Genomic DNA, 15166 nt, shown 5'->3' on the forward strand with positions numbered 1-15166 from the left:
GCCGCGCCGGGTGGGGCGGTCACCGGCCGCGCCGGGTGGGGCGGTCACCGGCCGCGCCGGGTGGCGCGGTCATCGGTCCGTCGGGTGGGGCCGGGCACGGGTGGCCCGGCCCCACCGGGAACGGTCAGCTCCGCCGGAACGCGTACCGACGGCCGGCTCCGCCGACCCGGCCCTTGCCGTTGGCGAAGGCCGCGCCGCGGGCGGGCGGGCCGGTCTTCGGGGCCGGCGGCGGGGTGAGCCCGGCCGCCGGCACCTCCACGGCCGGCGGAGTGAGCCCGGCCGGCGATGATGCCGCCGGGGCCACCTCGAGCGCAGCCGGATCGGGCGGCGTCAGCTCGGCCAGCGAAGGCTTCGGCGACGGGGTACGGGGCTTCTTCTTCGGATTGCGCTTGGCAGGCATACCGGCCTCCTGGAACAGACGGGAGACCGTCCGGAGACGGTCGGGCGAACGGGGGACGGGGTGCCCCGGGAGTTGGCCCGACCACGACCTGCGCCACGACGGCGACGGGTAGGTATGCGGACGCCCGGAGACACCCGGGCCCACGGCGACAGCGGTGGACCCGACTCGGTTCTGGGGCGTCAGTAACGCATGACCAGGACGCTACCCCGCCCACCGCCGGCCGGCATCCGAATTACCGGCGACCGCCGGCGGCCTGCCAGGCACCGTCTTGTGGATCATGAATCGCGCTCGTCAGGCACCCGGCGTGAGGTGCGCGTCTGCGGCTCCGGAACCACAGCCTGTCCGAAGCCGGGCGGCTATCCTGCCGCTCCCGTATCGAGGATCCCGTGACAACACGACCCTTGGTGGCTGCCTGAGGTGTAATCCGCTCGGCGTGTCGTGTACCTGAGTCACCCAGCAAGCCGGTGCGGCCCCGGCCGCCGTCGCCCGGCGGACGGTGCTGGTACGGCGAGCGGGGCTGCGGAGACCGGTCGGGAACCGGCCGCCACAACCCCGCCGTACGTCGGGTGTCCGGGGCGTCACCGCCCGGGCAACCAGGACAGCCGCCGCTTCGCCCGCCGGGGACGGATGATGTCCGCCCCCTTGCTCAGCATCCGGCTGACGCCGGACGGGCCGCGCCGGGCCTCCAGGGTGTGGCTGAGTCGTCGTGCGCCGGCAGCCGCCAGCGGCACCGCGACCGCCATGACCGCCCACTGCCCAATTCGCTTCTGGATCATTGCCGGTTCACCTCCGTGGATAGCTGCTGACCACACAGGTACCCAGGTGCGCCCGAAGGTAAGCCAGGGGCGGGGCGGGTCACACCGCCGCCAGCGCGGCCCGGCTCACATGGCCGCGAGCGCGGCGGGGGTCACATGGCCGCGAGCGCGGCGCGGCTCACATGGCCCGCCAGCGCGGGGCGGGTCACACCGCCGGGGCGGGTGGGGCGACCGGGTTGGGCAGCGCGCCGCCGAACCGCCGGTCGCGCTGCGCGTACAGCTCGCAGGCGTACCACAGGTGACGGCGGTCGAAGTCCGGCCAGAGCGTGTCCAGGAAGACCAGCTCGGCGTACGCGGTCTGCCAGAGCAGGAAGTTGGAGATCCGTTCCTCGCCGGACGGCCGCAGGAACAGGTCCACCTCGGGGATCTCCGGGTGGTAGAGGTACTTCGCCACGGTCTTCTCGGTGACCTTCGCCGGGTCGAGCTTGCCGGCGGCGACGTCCCGGGCGATCGCGGCGGCGGCATCGGCGATCTCGGCCTGGCCGCCGTAGTTCACACAGAACTGGAGGGTCAGCGTGGTGTTGTCCTTCGACATCTCCTCGGCGGTCTGCAGCTCGCCGATCACGCTCTTCCAGAGCCGACCGGCCCGCCCCGACCAGACCACCCGTACGCCCAGCTCGACCAGTTGGTCCCGGCGTCGCCGGATCACGTCCCGGTTGAAGCCCATCAGGAACCGGACCTCGTCCGGCGAGCGCCGCCAGTTCTCGGTGGAGAAGGCGTACGCCGACAGGTAGGGGATGCCCAGCTCGATCGCGCCCTCGACGGTGTCGAAGAGGGAGAACTCGCCCGCCTCGTGGCCCTTGGTGCGGGGCAGGCCGCGTTCCTTGGCCCACCGGCCGTTGCCGTCCATCACCACCGCGACGTGCTTCGGCACCGCCTCGGCGGGCAGCGCCGGGGGCCGGGCCCCGGACGGGTGCGGCGTCGGCGGTTTCGGCGTACGCGCGCCGGCCCTCATCGATCGGATCACTCGCTGTTCTCCCTGTTCACACCCGCTCCACCGGCTCGTCGCCGCGACGCGACGGCACCGGGCCGGCCGGCGGGGTACCCCGGTCGACCAGCGGCAGCGAGCGTAGCGCGCGCTCCAGGTGCCACTGCAGGTGCGCCGCGACGAGGCCGCTGCACTCCCGGCGTACGCCGGTGGTGGTGGCGTCGGCGACCACCCAGTCGCCGGTGGTCAGCGCGGACATCAGGTCGACGGTGGCCGGGGCGGGGTGGGCCGCGCCGGGTGGGCGGCAGTCCGGGCAGACGCACCCCCCGGCCGGTACGGAGAACGCCCGGTGCCGGCCGGGCGTGCCGCAGACCGCGCAGGCGGTCAGCGCGGGCGCCCAGCCGGCCATCGCCATCCCGCGCAGCAGGTACGCGTCGAGCACCAGGGTGGTGTCGTGGTCACCGCGCGCCAGGGACTTCAACGCGCCGAGGGTGAGCTGGAACAGCCGTAGGGACGGCTCACGTTCGACCGGGGTGAGTCGCTCGGCGGTCTCGGCGATCGCGCTGGCCGCCGTGTAGCGCGGGTAGTCACCGAGGAACCGCTTGCCGTACAGGTCGATCCCCTCGACCTGGCTGACGGTGTGCAGCGAGCTGCCCTGGTTGCCCTTCGGGTCCCCGGCCAACTGGAGGTCGACGTGGCCGAACGGTTCCAGCCGGGCGCCGAACCGGGAGGTGGTCCGCCGGACGCCCCGGGCCACCGCACGCAGCCGGCCGTGCCGGCGGGTCAGCAGGGTGATGATCCGGTCGGACTCGCCGAGTTTCTGGACGCGCAGCACCACCGCGTCGTCGCGGTAGAGCTGTCGGCGGTACCCGGCCATCCACCCATTGTCCCGTCCGCCGGGAGGCGGGGTCTCCGGAGGGTGCCCTGCCACGACCGGCGGCCCCGGGGGAGGCGGGGTGTCCGGCGGACGGCAGCTCAGCGGCAGGGGGTCCGGCGGACCGAAACTCAACGGAGTCGGGCGGTGCTGGCCGCCGCCACGGCGGCGTCCGCGGGCGTCAGGGTCGCGGGGTCGGTCGGCGTCGGCCGGGTCGGGCCGGTCGGCGGTGCGGGGTCGGTCGGCCCGCCGCGGCTGGCGGGCCGGGACCGCCGGCCGCCGGGCAGCAGTTCGGGCGGGCGGCGGGCCGCCACGTCCTCCACCCAGCCGACCATCATGGTGACCAGCCCGACCAGGGCGAAGACCAGGACCACCCGGATGGCCAGCCCGACCGGGTCCTGATGGGACCAGCCGACCACGTCGACCAGCGGGGTGAGGGCCACCACGAAGGGCATGTGCCAGAGGTACACGGTCAGGGCGCGCCGGTTCAGTACGGTCACCGCCCGACCGAGGACCGCGTTCCGGTCGACCCAGGCGGCGGTGGCGGGTGCGCGGCCGAGGGCGATCAGGATGAACGCCGCCGCCCACAGGGCGTTGCCGATCCGGATGTCGTTGAGGTCGTAGCCACGGGCTCCGGGGTGGGTGTAGATCCACGCACCGCCGGCGGTGGCGAGCACCCCGGCGACGGGGAAGAGCACCCGGTTGGACAGTCGGCGCAGCATGCCGTCGTGGTGGGCGAAGCCGAGCAGCCACGCTCCGAAGTAGAGCCCGAAGTCGCGCAGCACGATCGGCGCGCCCGGAAAGCCCAGCTCGACCACGAGCAGCAGGACGTACGGGGCCAGCAGGGTGGGTAGCGGGGCCCGCCGGAACAGCCAGAGCGCCAGCGGCGAGGCGAGCACGAACCAGAGGTAGTCGCGCAGGTACCAGATCACGCTCAACGCGAGCGCCCCCCAGCCGTTGGCCGGCGGGTCGGTGATCGGGAAGAGCCAGAGCAGCACCCGCCAGTTCAGCGCCAGCCCGGTCAGCAGCATCGCCGGTACGAAGACCGCCGCGACCACCCAGAGCGAGGGCAGCAGTCGGCGGAGCCGGCGGCCGACCGCGGCGGTGCCGGAGCGGTCGAGCGACGCGGCCATCAGCGAGCCGGCCAGCGCGAACATCACCGACATGGCCGGGAAGACCAGGGTGAGCGTGGCCCACCCGGTGACGTGGTAGACCACGACCCGAATGATGGCGAGGAAGCGCAGCAGATCCAGGTATCGGTTTCGCATCAGCCTGCATCAATGTCCGGGGGCGGGGACAGGTTGCCATTCCTACCCTGGTTCCCGCCGGCTGCAAACATCCTGCCCGGGGGTATCGAAAGTGACTAATCACACAAAAAATGCGGCAGGCCGGGAGAGATCACCCCCGACCTGCCCACGAACCCCCGGACCGATACGGACCGGTCAGAAGCCCAACCGGCGCAACTGCTTCGGATCCCGCTGCCAGTCCTTCGCCACCCGGACGTGCAGGTCGAGGTAGACCCGGGTACCCAGCAACTCCTCGATCTGCCGACGCGCCCGGGTACCGACGTCCTTGAGCCGGCTCCCCCGGTGCCCGATCACGATCGCCTTCTGGCTGGGCCGCTCGACGTAGACGTCGGCGTAGATCTTCATGACCTGCCCCTCGGGGATCATCTCCTCGACGATCACCGCGATCGAGTGCGGCAACTCGTCCCGGACGCCCTCCAGGGCCGCCTCCCGGACCAGTTCGGCCACCAGCACCTGCTCCGGATCCTCGGTGAGCATGTCGTCCGGGTAGAGCTGCGGCGACGCCGGCAGGTAGCCGGTCATCACCTCGACCAGGGTGTCCACCTGGTGCCCGGAGACCGCGCTGACCGGCACCACGGCGGCGAAGTCGCCCAGTTCGCTGACCGCCAGCAACTGCTCGGCCAGCCGCTTCTTGTCCACCAGGTCGGTCTTGGTCACCACCGCCAGCACGGTCGCCTTCAGCTCGGCCAGTTCGCCGGTGATGAACCGGTCCCCCCGCCCGACCGGCTCGTCCGCCGGGATGCACAGGCCGATCACGTCGACCTCGCTCCAGGTCGTCCGGACCAGGTCGTTGAGGCGCTCGCCGAGCAACGTACGGGGACGGTGCAGGCCGGGAGTGTCCACCAGGACGAGTTGCGAGTCCGGCCGGTGCAGCACCGCCCGGATGACGTGCCGGGTGGTCTGCGGCTTACTCGAGGTGATCGCGATCTTCTGCCCGACGATCGCGTTGGTCAGCGTCGACTTGCCCGCGTTCGGCCGCCCGACGAAACAGGCGAAACCAGCACGGTACGGACGCTCGCCCCCGGTCACGGAACTCACTCGACCACCGTGCCGAGGACCGTGCCGTCCGGGGCCGCCAGGTGGATCGGGGCGCCCACCGCGAGATCGCGGACCGCCGCGTGCCCGGCCGCGTCCAGGGTCGACGCCTCGGTCACCACCACCGCCGCCTCCAGCGAGGACGCGCCGGCCGCCACCGCCGAGGCGACCGCGAGTTGCAGGGCGGTCAGCGTCAACGACGGCAACGCGACACTGGCCGCGGCGTACGTCCGACCGTCCTGGTCGCGTACCGCCGCGCCCTCGACGGCACCGACCCGGCCCCGGGCCCCCCGGGCCAGGATGACCAGCTTGGCGTCCTCGGCGCCCAGCTCGGCCGGGACGGACCCGGTGGATGGTACGGCGGGTGACTCAGGCATCGGCGGGTTGCCTCTCATCGGTTCGGTTCTGGTCGTCTCCCCGGGGCTCGGCGGACTCGCCCCGCCCCGGACTCTCCTGCTCGTCGGCCGGCTCCACCCGACGCACCAGCACCGAGTCGATCCGGTTACGTCGACCGGTGGTGCCCTCGGCGACCAGGTGCAGCCCGGCCACCTCGGCCTCCGCGCCCGGGATCGGCACCCGGCCCAGCGCCTGCGCCAGCAGCCCACCGACCGTCTCCACCTCGTCGGTGGGGAGTTCGGTGTCGAACAGCTCGCCCAGATCCTCCACCGGGAGCCGGGCGGTGACCCGCACCACCCCCTCCTCCGGCAGGTGCTCCACCGGCGGGCGTTCGACGTCGTACTCGTCGGTGATCTCACCGACGATCTCCTCGAGGATGTCCTCGATGGTGACCAGCCCACCGGTGCCGCCGTACTCGTCGACGACGATCACCAGGTGGTTACGGGCGGCCTGCATCTCGGAGAGCAGGTCGTCCACCGGCTTGGACTCGGGCACGAAGGTCGCCGGTCGCATCAGCTCGGCCACCGGGAGCTGCTCGGTGCGGGCGTCGCCACCCTGGGTACGCCGGATCAGGTCCTTGAGGTAGAGCACCCCGAGCACGTCGTCCACGCTCTCGCCGATCACCGGGATCCGGGAGAAGCCCGAGCGCAGGAACAACACCAGCGCCTGGGAGAGCGTCTTGTGCTCCTCGATCCACACCATCTCGGTACGCGGCACCATCACCTCGCGGGCGATGGTGTCGCCGAGCGCGAAGACCGAGTGGATCATCTGACGTTCGCCGTGCTCCACCACCCCGCGCTGCTCGGCCAGGTCGACCAGCTCACGCAACTCCACCTGGGTGGCGAACGGCCCCTCCCGGAACCCCTTGCCCGGGGTCACCGCGTTGCCGATCAGGATCAGCAGCGAGGCGAGCGGGTTGAGCACCCGGCCCAGCCAGCGGACGAACGGCGCGACCACCCGGCCCACCGCGTACGCGTGCTGCCGGCCGATGGTGCGCGGACCCACCCCGACCACCACGAAGCTGATCACGGTCATCGCCCCGGCGGTGACCAGGGCGGCCCGCCAGCCCGCGCCGAAGGTGTCCACCGCGACCAGGGCCACCAGCGTGGTGGCGGTCAGCTCGGCCAGCAGCCGGAGCAGGAGCAGCAGGTTGAGGTGGCGGACCACGTCGGTGGCGACCACCTGGAGGGTGCGCGCGCCGCGCGCCCCGTCCCGGGCCAGTTCGGCGGCGCGCGCCGGCGAGACGGCGGCCAGCGCCGCCTCGGTCGCCGCGATGACCCCGGCCAGCACCACCAGACCGGCGGCGAAGACCAGCAGTTGCAGATCGGGCAGGCCGGCGGCGCGGGCCGCCAGTAGCGGAGTCTCCATCACTGGGCCCGGGTCGACCGCCAACTGGCGAGCAGCCGGGCCTGGAGCCCGAACATCTCGCGCTCCTCCTCCGGCTCGGCGTGGTCGTAGCCGAGCAGGTGCAGCACCCCGTGCACGGTGAGCAGGTGCAGCTCGTCGGCGGAGCTGTGCCCGGCGGTGGCCGCCTGCTTGGCCGCCACCTCCGGGCAGAGCACGATGTCACCGAGCAGGGCCGGCTCGCCCGCCCCGCCGGTGGTCTCCCCCGGACCGTGGTCGACGCTGCCCTCGTCCATGGGGAAGGCGAGCACGTCGGTCGGCCCGTCGCCGCCCATCCAGCGGTGGTTCAGCTCGGTCATGTAGTCGATGTCGACCAGCAGCACGGACAGCTCGGCGAGGGGGTTGACCCCCATCTCGTCGAGGGCGTGCCGGGCGACGGCGAGTACCGCGTCGGTGTCGACGGCGACACCGGACTCGTTGGCGATCTCGATGGACACGGGTTTCCTCTGCTCTAGCGGCGACGGCCGGCCCGGCCGCCCTGGGCGGCCCGGCCCGGCACGGCGTGCACGCTCTGTGCCTGCTGGTTCTCCTGTTCGGCGTCCCAGCGGGCGTACGCGTCGACGATCTCCCCGACCAGCCGGTGCCGGACCACGTCGGAGCTGGAGAGCTGGGCGAAGTGCACGTCCTCGACGCTGGTGAGGATCTCACGGACCACCCGCAGGCCGCTCTGGGTCCCCCCGGGCAGGTCCACCTGGGTCACGTCACCGGTGACCACGATCTTCGAGCCGAAGCCGAGCCGGGTCAGGAACATCTTCATCTGCTCGGGCGTGGTGTTCTGCGCCTCGTCGAGAATGATGAACGCGTCGTTAAGGGTCCGGCCCCTCATATATGCCAGCGGGGCGACCTCGATGGTGCCGGCCGCCATCAGCTTCGGGATGGTCTCCGGGTCGAGCATGTCGTGCAGCGCGTCGTAGAGCGGGCGGAGGTACGGGTCGATCTTCTCGTTGAGGGTGCCGGGCAGGAAGCCCAGCCGCTCCCCCGCCTCGACTGCCGGCCGGGTGAGGATGATCCGGTTGACCTGCTTGGCCTGCAACGCCTGGACGGCCTTCGCCATCGCCAGGTAGGTCTTGCCGGTGCCGGCGGGGCCGATGCCGAAGACGATGGTGTGCGCGTCGATCGAGTCGACGTAGCGCTTCTGCCCGAGCGTCTTGGGTCGGATGGTGCGACCCCGCCGGGAGAGGATGTTGAGGGTCAGGACCTCGGCGGGCCGCTCGGTGCCGCCCTGCTCGAGCATGCTGACGGTACGCCGCACGGCGTCGGTGGTCAGTGTCTCGCCTTTCTCGATCAGTTCGATCAGCTCACCGAAGAGGCGCTCGGCGCGGGCATTGTCCGCCGGGACACCGGTGATGGTGATCTCGTTGCCGCGGACGTGCACGTCGCTGTCGACCGATCGTTCGACGAGCCGGAGGATCTCGTCCCCCGCGCCGAGCAGGTTGACCATGATCTTGGAGTCGGGGACGGTGATCCTGGTCTGCGCCCGGGACGGGCCGGGAGGTGGGGTGCCGGTCATAGGTCGGGCGCGCGGCCCTGCGCCACCTGCTCTCACTCTCGGCGCCGGCCTGAGCTGGCACGGCGTACGGATGTTGCTCCCATCGTATCGGGTCGACCCCTTCGACACCCGGGGCATTTCGGCCCGACGTACCGGGCTGTCCGGAGCGGGAGATCGTCGACAAGCCATGATCACGACAATCATTCGGATTATACCTGATCAACACCAAAACGGGCATCTTGAGATAGACGGACGTCCATATCTAGGATTCGGTTCACCGTCGTCCCTCATCCCCCGGAACGGAGCGTGACCCGTGTCCCCACGAAGGATCGGCCGCCGCCTCACCACCCTCGTCGCCGGCGTCGCCGTCACCCTGGGCCTCGGCCTGGCCCAACCCTCGACCGCCTCGGCCGACGTGGTCGCCACCGCCACGGTCTGCTACAACACCAGCCAGGCCGGCCCGTACGCGGGCGTCGCCGACCAGGCCGCCGGGATCTGGAACGCGTACACCAACAACGTCGACATGTCGAAGTGCGGCTCGAACCTGATGATCTACTACACCACCGGCGGTGGCTCCTACGCCGTCCGGCGCAGCCTCGGCAACGGCTACGTGGTCATCGACACCCAGCAGGCCGCGCAGTACAGCGTGCTGCGGATCATGACCCACGAGATCGGCCACATCCTCGGCCTGCCGGACAACTACAACGGCCAGTGCTACCTGCTCATGTCCGGCGGCAGCGCCGGCACCGGCTGCACCAACCCGTACCCGTACACCACCGAGGCCCAGCAGGTGGACCGGAACTTCGGTGGCTTCGCCGCCACCGGCAGCCAGGTCTTCCGGAACAGCTGGCCGGCGCCGGCCGCCATCGGCTGACCGACGCGACACCCCGGGGGCCGGTCCCGCGCCGGCCCCCGCAGGGGCGTCCCGCACCCGGCCCCGGGGCGGTCGCCGCACCTGCACCCGGGAGCTGTCGCGGACCTGCCCCCGGGACGGTCGCCGCACCTGCTCCGGCCCGTCGGCCGGCCCGGTCAGCCCCGGGTCGGCCAGCGTACGTCGTACCCGTCGAAGGTCTGCTGGTCGCGGGTGAACCGGTAGGTCGCCCAGTGCATCCGGCGCACCGCGCCCCGCTCGTCCCGGGTCAGCCGCAGCAGCTCGCCGACCTCCCGCCCGGAGACCGTCCGCAACACGTCCGGCCGGTCCGGCAGCGGCGCGAACACCGCCGCCGGCTTGCCCGGCGGATCCTCCGCCCGCCGCGCCCGCAGCGCGCCGTCGCGCCAGAAGAAGACGTACTCGAACCCCTCGCCCCACCAGCGCCCCAGCAGGTCCCGGTACGCCTCGGGCGCGGGCTCGCCCGGCGACCACGGCTCGATCTCGGCCGGATCGTGCTCCACCGACGCGGTGAGCAGCCGGTGCGGCAGGTCGAAGATCGCCGCGGCGGTACCCGCCGACCCGAGCACCGCGCAGCCCATCGCCCCCGGTGTCCCGTCGCCGCCGCGCCGGCCGTACACCGAGGCGAGGAAGCCCGGCATCGCCCCGTCGTGCCCGACGTGCACCACCCGGTGCGGCTGCGGCACCAGGATCAGGCCCAGCCCGAAGCCGTCCCCCCAGGTGGCCTCGTCGGTGAGGGTGAGCGGCCAGCGCATCTCGTCCAGGGTGGCCGGGGCCAGCACCGCCGCCCTCGGGTCCAACGCCGCCGGGTCCGCCAGGAAGGCCGCCCACCGGGCCATGTCGGCGGCGGTACTCCACAGCTGCGCCGCCGGACCGACCGCGCCGAAATCCGTCGGCGGCTCCGGCCGGACGTGGTCGGAGTAGGCGTCCACCAGGAACCCGGTGGCCGCGTACGGACCGGGCCGGGTGGTGGTGGCGGCCAACCCCAGCGGGGTGAGGATCCGGTCGGCGAGCACCTCCACCCAGGTCCCGCCGCGCAGCCGCCCGACCAGCTCCCCGAGCAGCGCCATGCCCAGGTTCGAGTAGTGGAACCGGCGGGCCGGCGGCAACACCCGCTCGGCGCGGTCCAGATCGGCCAGGAGCTGGGCCGTACCGGGAGCGCGCAGCGTGTCCCAGATGTCGCCGTACGGCTCCCGTTGCAGGCCGGAGGTGTGCGACAGCAGCCGGCGCACGGTCAGCTCACCGTGCGCCGGCAGGTCGAGATGCCGTCCCACCGGGTCGTCGAGGTCGAGCAGCCCGTCGTCCCGGCACTGGAGCACCAGTACGGCGGTGAAGGTCTTGGTGACCGACCCGATCCGGAACGGGGTCTGCGGGGTCAGCGGGGCGTCGTTGCCGGTGCCGCCGACCGTGAGCTGCCAGAGTGGCCGGTCCGCCCGGTGCAACGCCACCGACAGCGCCGGCACCCGGGCCCCGGCCTGCACCTGCCGCACCATCCGGCCCAGCCGCGCGTTGATCTCCACCACGCCGCCAGTCTAGGGAGGAACCCCGGCGACGTCAGCGGGCGAGCATCGGGCCGAGCGGGGCGCCACCGAGCAGGTGCGCGTGCACGTGGAAGACCTCCTGGCCGCCGTACCCGCCGGTGTTGAACATCAACCGGAAGCCGTCCGCGAGCAGCCCCTCGGCCTCGGCCACCTCGGCGGCCGTGGCGAGCACCTGCCCGGCCAGCTCCGGGTCGCCCTGACCCAGGGTGGCCACGTCGGCGTAGTGCACCTTCGGGATCACCAACACGTGCACCGGGGCCTTCGGGTCGATGTCCCGGAAGGCCAGGGTGGTGTCGGTCTCCCGGACGATGGTGGCCGGGATCTCCCCGGCGACGATGCGGCAGAAGAGGCAGTCGTTGGTCACCGGGGCATGGTAGGCCGTCCCGGCAGCACTGTCCGGCATGATGTGGCGCGTGACTTCACGGGCGGTACTGGTGACGGGGGCCTCGCGCGGGATCGGCCGCGCGGTGGCGCGGGTGTTCGCGGCCGGCGGGGACCGGGTGGCGATCCACCACCGGGACTCGGCGGAGCTGGCCGACCAGCTCCGCGCCGAACTCCCCGGCGACGGGCACCTGGTGGTGCGGGCCGACCTGGCCGACCCGGACGCGGTCCGGGCGATGGTGGACCAGGCGGCCGACCGGCTCGGCGGGCTGGACGTCCTGGTCAACAACGCCGGGGTGTTCGGGCCGGCGGACCCGCCGCACCCGGTCTTCGAGACCAGCTACGAGCAGTGGCGGCAGCGGTGGCGGGAGGTCGTCGACACCAACCTGCTCGGCGCGGCCAACGCCTCCTGGTGTGCCGCCCAGCACATGCGTGCCCGGGGCGGGCGGATCGTCAACGTCTCGTCCCGGGGCGCGTTCCGCGGCGAACCGGGCAACCCGGCGTACGGGGCGAGCAAGGCGGGACTGAACGCGCTGGGTCAGTCCCTGGCGGTGGCGCTGGCCCCGTACGGCATCGCGGTGGCGACGGTGGCCCCCGGCTTCGTCGAGACCGACATGACCAACGAGCACCTCAAGTCGCCCCGGGGCGACGCGGTACGCGCGCAGAGCCCGTTCGGACGGGTGGCCCGGCCCGAGGAGATCGCCGCCGCCGTGCACTGGTTGGCGTCCCCGGCCGCGGAGTGGGCCTCGGGCACGATCGTGGACCTCAACGGCGCGTCCTACCTGCGGACCTGACCGGTTGCCGGCCAGCCGTGCGGTGCGCGTCGTTTTCCCCGTTCCGGGGACGGCTGACCGGGGTCGTCACGGGGTAAGGACTCCGCCATGAGCGACCCTGCCCTGCTGGACCTCACCGCCGACTACCAGGTGGTCGACGGTCACGACGACGATCCGGTCCTGCTCCGCCCGGACGGTGGCCCGGTGGACACCTGGCGGGAGGACTACCCGTACGACGAGCGGATGGCGCGCGACGACTACGACCAGCAGAAGCGCCTCCTCCAGATCGAACTCCTCAAGCTCCAGGACTGGATCAAGGAGAGCGGTGAGCGGCTGCTGATCCTCTTCGAGGGACGGGACGCGGCCGGCAAGGGCGGCACCATCAAACGCTTCATGGAGCACCTGAACCCGCGCGGGGCCAAGGTGGTGGCGCTGGTCAAGCCGAACGACCGGGAGTCCACCCAGTGGTACTTCCAGCGGTGGATCGCGCACCTGCCGGCGGCCGGCGAGATCGTGCTGTTCGACCGGTCCTGGTACAACCGGGCCGGGGTGGAGCGGGTGATGGGCTTCTGCACCCGCAAGGAGTACCTGGAGTTCCTCCGGCAGGTCCCCGAGCTGGAGCGGATGCTGGCCCGCTCCGGCATCCGGCTGGTCAAGTTCTGGTTCTCGGTCTCCCAGAACGAGCAGCGCACCCGGTTCGCCATCCGTCAGGTCGACCCGGTACGCCAGTGGAAGCTCTCCCCGATGGACCTGGCCTCGCTCGACAAGTGGGACGAGTACACCGAGGCGAAGGAGGCGATGTTCTTCTACACCGACACCGCCGACGCGCCGTGGACCGTGGTGAAGAGCAACGACAAGAAGCGCGCCCGGCTGGAGGCGATGCGGCACGTGCTGCACCGCTTCGACTACACCGGCAAGGACCCGGAGGTGGTGGGGGTGCCCGACCCGCTCATCGTCGGCCCGGCCGGTCTGGACCTGCGCCCCGACGAGGAGGTTGTGCAGATCTTCCCCCGGCTGTGACCCGTACGCCCCGCCCGGCCCGCCGGGTGGGCGTCACCAGTGGGCGAGGCGGGTGGCGAGCACGCTGAGGGCGGCCACCCCGGCGGTCGAGGTGCGCAGCACCGTCGGGCCGAGCCGTACCGGCCGGGCACCGGCGGCGGTGAACGCGTCCCGTTCGGCCGGCGCGATGCCGCCCTCCGGGCCCACCACCAGCACGATCTCACCGGTCGGGGGCAGGTCGACGGTGGTCAGCCGGTCCTCGGCCTCTTCGTGCAGCACGAACCCGGCGGTGGCCCCGGAGATCCGCCGGGCCACCGTGGCGGTGGACTCGTCCGGGGCCCCGGCCACCACCGGCAGCCAGGCCCGGCGGGCCTGCTTGGCCGCCTCCCGGGCGGTCGCGGCCCACTTCTCCCGGGCCCGTACGCCCCGCTCGCCGCGCCACTGCGACACCGAACGGGACGCCGCCCAGGGCACGATCTCGTCCACGCCGACCTCGGTCATCGCCTGCACGGCCAGCTCGCCCCGGTCGCCCTTGGCGATGCCCTGCACCACCACCAGCCGGGGCACGGACGCGTCGACGTACCCCCGGGAGGTGATCCTGACGTCCAGGGTGCCCCGGCCGACGGCGGTGACCACGGCGGCGGCGGTGCCGCCCCGGCCGTCACCGAGCAGCAGTTCCTCGCCGACCCGTAGCCGCTGCACGGTGGCCGCGTGGTGGCCCTCCGGGCCGTCCAGGGTGAGCGTGTCGGCGGTGGGCAGCGCCTCGACCAGGAACAGCGGCGCCGACACTCAGGCGTGCCCGTTGAACGCGTCGCGCATCCGGGAGAAGAAGCCGCCCTGCTTGCTCAGCTCGGCGACCTCCTCACCGCGGGTCTTGGCGAACTCGCGCAGCATCCGCTCCTGCTCGGCGTCGAGCTTGGTCGGGGTCCGCACGTCCAGGTGGACGTAGAGGTCGCCCCGGCCGGTGCCGCGCAGGTGCGGTACGCCCCGGGCGCGCAGCCGCAGCGTGCTGCCCGGCTGGGTGCCCGGTTTGACGTCGACGGGCTCCTCGCTGTCCAGCGTCTTGATGGTCAGCCGGGTGCCGAGCGCCGCCGCCGTCATCGGCACGGTGACCCGGCAGTGCAGGTCGTCGCCCTTGCGGGAGTACACGTCGTGCGGGCGCTCGTGGATCTCGACGTACAGGTCGCCGGCGGTGCCGCCACCGGGGCCCACCTCGCCCTGCTGGGCCAGCCGGATCCGCATGCCGTCCTCCACCCCGGCGGGGATCTTGACGGTGAGCGAGCGGCGGGTACGCACCCGGCCGTCCCCGGCACAGGTCGGGCAGGGGTGCGGGATGGTGGTGCCGTACCCCTGGCAGACCGTGCACGGCCGGGCCGAGACGACCTGGCCGAGGAAGGTGCGCTGCACCGACTGCACCTCGCCCCGCCCGCCGCACGCCTCGCAGGTGGCGAGGTGGGTGCCGGCGGCGGTGCCGGCCCCGGAGCAGGTGGTGCAGAGCACGGCGGTGTCGACGGTGATCGGCGCTTCGACGCCGAACGCGGTCTCGTGCAGGTCCAGTTCCAGCCGGAGGATCGCGTCGGCTCCCGGTCGGGTACGCGGACGTGGCCCGCGCGACCCGGCGGCCCCGCCGAAGAAGGCGTCCATGATGTCCTGGAAGCCGACGAACGGCCCGGCCCCGCCGGGGCCGCCCGCGCCGGCCCCGCCGCCGCCCGGGGCGAGCGGGTCCCCACCCAGGTCGACGATCTGCCGCTTCCGGTCGTCCGAGAGGACCTCGTACGCGGCGTTGATGTCCTTGAACTTCTCCTGGGCCTCCGGGTCCGGATTCACGTCCGGGTGGAACTGCCGCGCCAACTTGCGGTAGGCGCGCTTGATCTCGTCGTCGGAGGCGTCCCGGCTGACACCGAGAATGCCGTAGTAGTCCCTGGCCACTGCGTT

At 72.7% G+C, this 15166-nt stretch carries 16 protein-coding genes and 1 pseudogene; 3 read left to right on the plus strand and 14 right to left on the minus strand.

Annotated features, from left to right (window positions below):
* Positions 1 to 124: 124 nt before the first annotated feature.
* From PVK37_RS30860 to PVK37_RS30905, 10 genes and pseudogenes are all read right to left on the minus strand, one after another.
* Positions 125 to 400 carry a hypothetical protein gene (locus PVK37_RS30860; protein ID WP_275031373.1) on the minus strand — a complete coding sequence of 92 codons (276 nt, stop codon included), beginning with the start codon at positions 398 to 400 and terminating at the stop codon, positions 125 to 127.
* A 578-nt stretch (positions 401 to 978) separates the two neighbouring features.
* Positions 979 to 1176, minus strand: a complete 198-nt coding sequence (locus tag PVK37_RS30865) for a hypothetical protein (RefSeq protein ID WP_275031375.1) — start codon at positions 1174 to 1176, stop codon at positions 979 to 981.
* Positions 1177 to 1360: 184 nt separating this feature from the next.
* Positions 1361 to 2170 (minus strand): isoprenyl transferase, encoded by an 810-nt coding sequence (locus PVK37_RS30870; RefSeq protein ID WP_275035288.1) that lies wholly within the window; start codon positions 2168 to 2170, stop codon positions 1361 to 1363.
* 8 nt (positions 2171 to 2178) lie between these two features.
* Positions 2179 to 3020, minus strand: a pseudogene (gene recO / locus PVK37_RS30875) (DNA repair protein RecO).
* 128 nt (positions 3021 to 3148) lie between these two features.
* Positions 3149 to 4285, minus strand: a complete 1137-nt coding sequence (locus tag PVK37_RS30880) for an acyltransferase family protein (protein WP_275031379.1) — start codon at positions 4283 to 4285, stop codon at positions 3149 to 3151.
* A 174-nt stretch (positions 4286 to 4459) separates the two neighbouring features.
* Positions 4460 to 5362, minus strand: a complete 903-nt coding sequence (gene era / locus PVK37_RS30885; protein ID WP_275031381.1) for a GTPase Era — start codon at positions 5360 to 5362, stop codon at positions 4460 to 4462.
* Positions 5359 to 5736 (minus strand): cytidine deaminase, encoded by a 378-nt coding sequence (locus PVK37_RS30890; protein ID WP_275031383.1) that lies wholly within the window; start codon positions 5734 to 5736, stop codon positions 5359 to 5361. Before PVK37_RS30890 ends, era begins: the two co-directional genes overlap by 4 nt.
* Positions 5729 to 7147, minus strand: coding sequence for a hemolysin family protein (locus PVK37_RS30895; RefSeq protein ID WP_423790974.1), 1419 nt, complete (start codon positions 7145 to 7147; stop codon positions 5729 to 5731). The genes PVK37_RS30890 and PVK37_RS30895 overlap by 8 nt, the downstream gene beginning before the upstream one ends.
* The gene (gene ybeY / locus PVK37_RS30900; RefSeq protein ID WP_275031386.1) at positions 7123 to 7596 is read right to left on the minus strand and encodes an rRNA maturation RNase YbeY; all 474 of its coding nucleotides are present in this window, start codon (positions 7594 to 7596) and stop codon (positions 7123 to 7125) included. The genes PVK37_RS30895 and ybeY overlap by 25 nt, the downstream gene beginning before the upstream one ends.
* Before the next feature lie 14 nt (positions 7597 to 7610).
* Positions 7611 to 8669, minus strand: a complete 1059-nt coding sequence (locus PVK37_RS30905; RefSeq protein WP_275031387.1) for a PhoH family protein — start codon at positions 8667 to 8669, stop codon at positions 7611 to 7613.
* A 292-nt stretch (positions 8670 to 8961) separates the two neighbouring features.
* Between PVK37_RS30905 and PVK37_RS30910 the strand changes: the two genes are divergently transcribed.
* Positions 8962 to 9522 carry a snapalysin family zinc-dependent metalloprotease gene (locus PVK37_RS30910; RefSeq protein WP_275031388.1) on the plus strand — a complete coding sequence of 187 codons (561 nt, stop codon included), beginning with the start codon at positions 8962 to 8964 and terminating at the stop codon, positions 9520 to 9522.
* Positions 9523 to 9677: 155 nt separating this feature from the next.
* Here PVK37_RS30910 and PVK37_RS30915 read toward each other — a convergent pair whose 3' ends face one another.
* Together PVK37_RS30915 and PVK37_RS30920 are read right to left on the minus strand one after the other, a co-directional pair.
* On the minus strand, positions 9678 to 11030 hold the full coding sequence (locus PVK37_RS30915) for a serine hydrolase domain-containing protein (RefSeq protein ID WP_423791125.1): 1353 nt from the start codon (positions 11028 to 11030) through the stop codon (positions 9678 to 9680).
* Between the two features lie 61 nt (positions 11031 to 11091).
* Positions 11092 to 11481 carry a histidine triad nucleotide-binding protein gene (locus tag PVK37_RS30920; protein WP_275031392.1) on the minus strand — a complete coding sequence of 130 codons (390 nt, stop codon included), beginning with the start codon at positions 11479 to 11481 and terminating at the stop codon, positions 11092 to 11094.
* Between the two features lie 10 nt (positions 11482 to 11491).
* On the opposite strand from PVK37_RS30920, the gene PVK37_RS30925 reads away from it, so the two are divergent.
* Both PVK37_RS30925 and ppk2 read left to right on the plus strand, forming a co-directional pair.
* Positions 11492 to 12253, plus strand: coding sequence for an SDR family NAD(P)-dependent oxidoreductase (locus PVK37_RS30925; RefSeq protein WP_341483408.1), 762 nt, complete (start codon positions 11492 to 11494; stop codon positions 12251 to 12253).
* Positions 12254 to 12340: 87 nt separating this feature from the next.
* A complete protein-coding gene (ppk2, locus tag PVK37_RS30930; RefSeq protein ID WP_275031395.1) occupies positions 12341 to 13252 on the plus strand; it encodes a polyphosphate kinase 2 in 912 nt (303 codons plus the stop codon).
* Between the two features lie 33 nt (positions 13253 to 13285).
* On the opposite strand, the gene PVK37_RS30935 is transcribed toward ppk2, so the two are convergent.
* Positions 13286 to 14020, minus strand: coding sequence for a 16S rRNA (uracil(1498)-N(3))-methyltransferase (locus PVK37_RS30935; protein ID WP_275031396.1), 735 nt, complete (start codon positions 14018 to 14020; stop codon positions 13286 to 13288).
* Positions 14021 to 15160: a molecular chaperone DnaJ gene (gene dnaJ, locus PVK37_RS30940; protein ID WP_275035289.1), complete on the minus strand. Its 1140-nt coding sequence runs from the start codon at positions 15158 to 15160 to the stop codon at positions 14021 to 14023.
* Positions 15161 to 15166: the final 6 nt, after the last annotated feature.

It is taken from the genome of Micromonospora cathayae, from assembly GCF_028993575.1.
Classification (GTDB): Bacteria; Actinomycetota; Actinomycetes; order Mycobacteriales; family Micromonosporaceae; genus Micromonospora; species Micromonospora cathayae.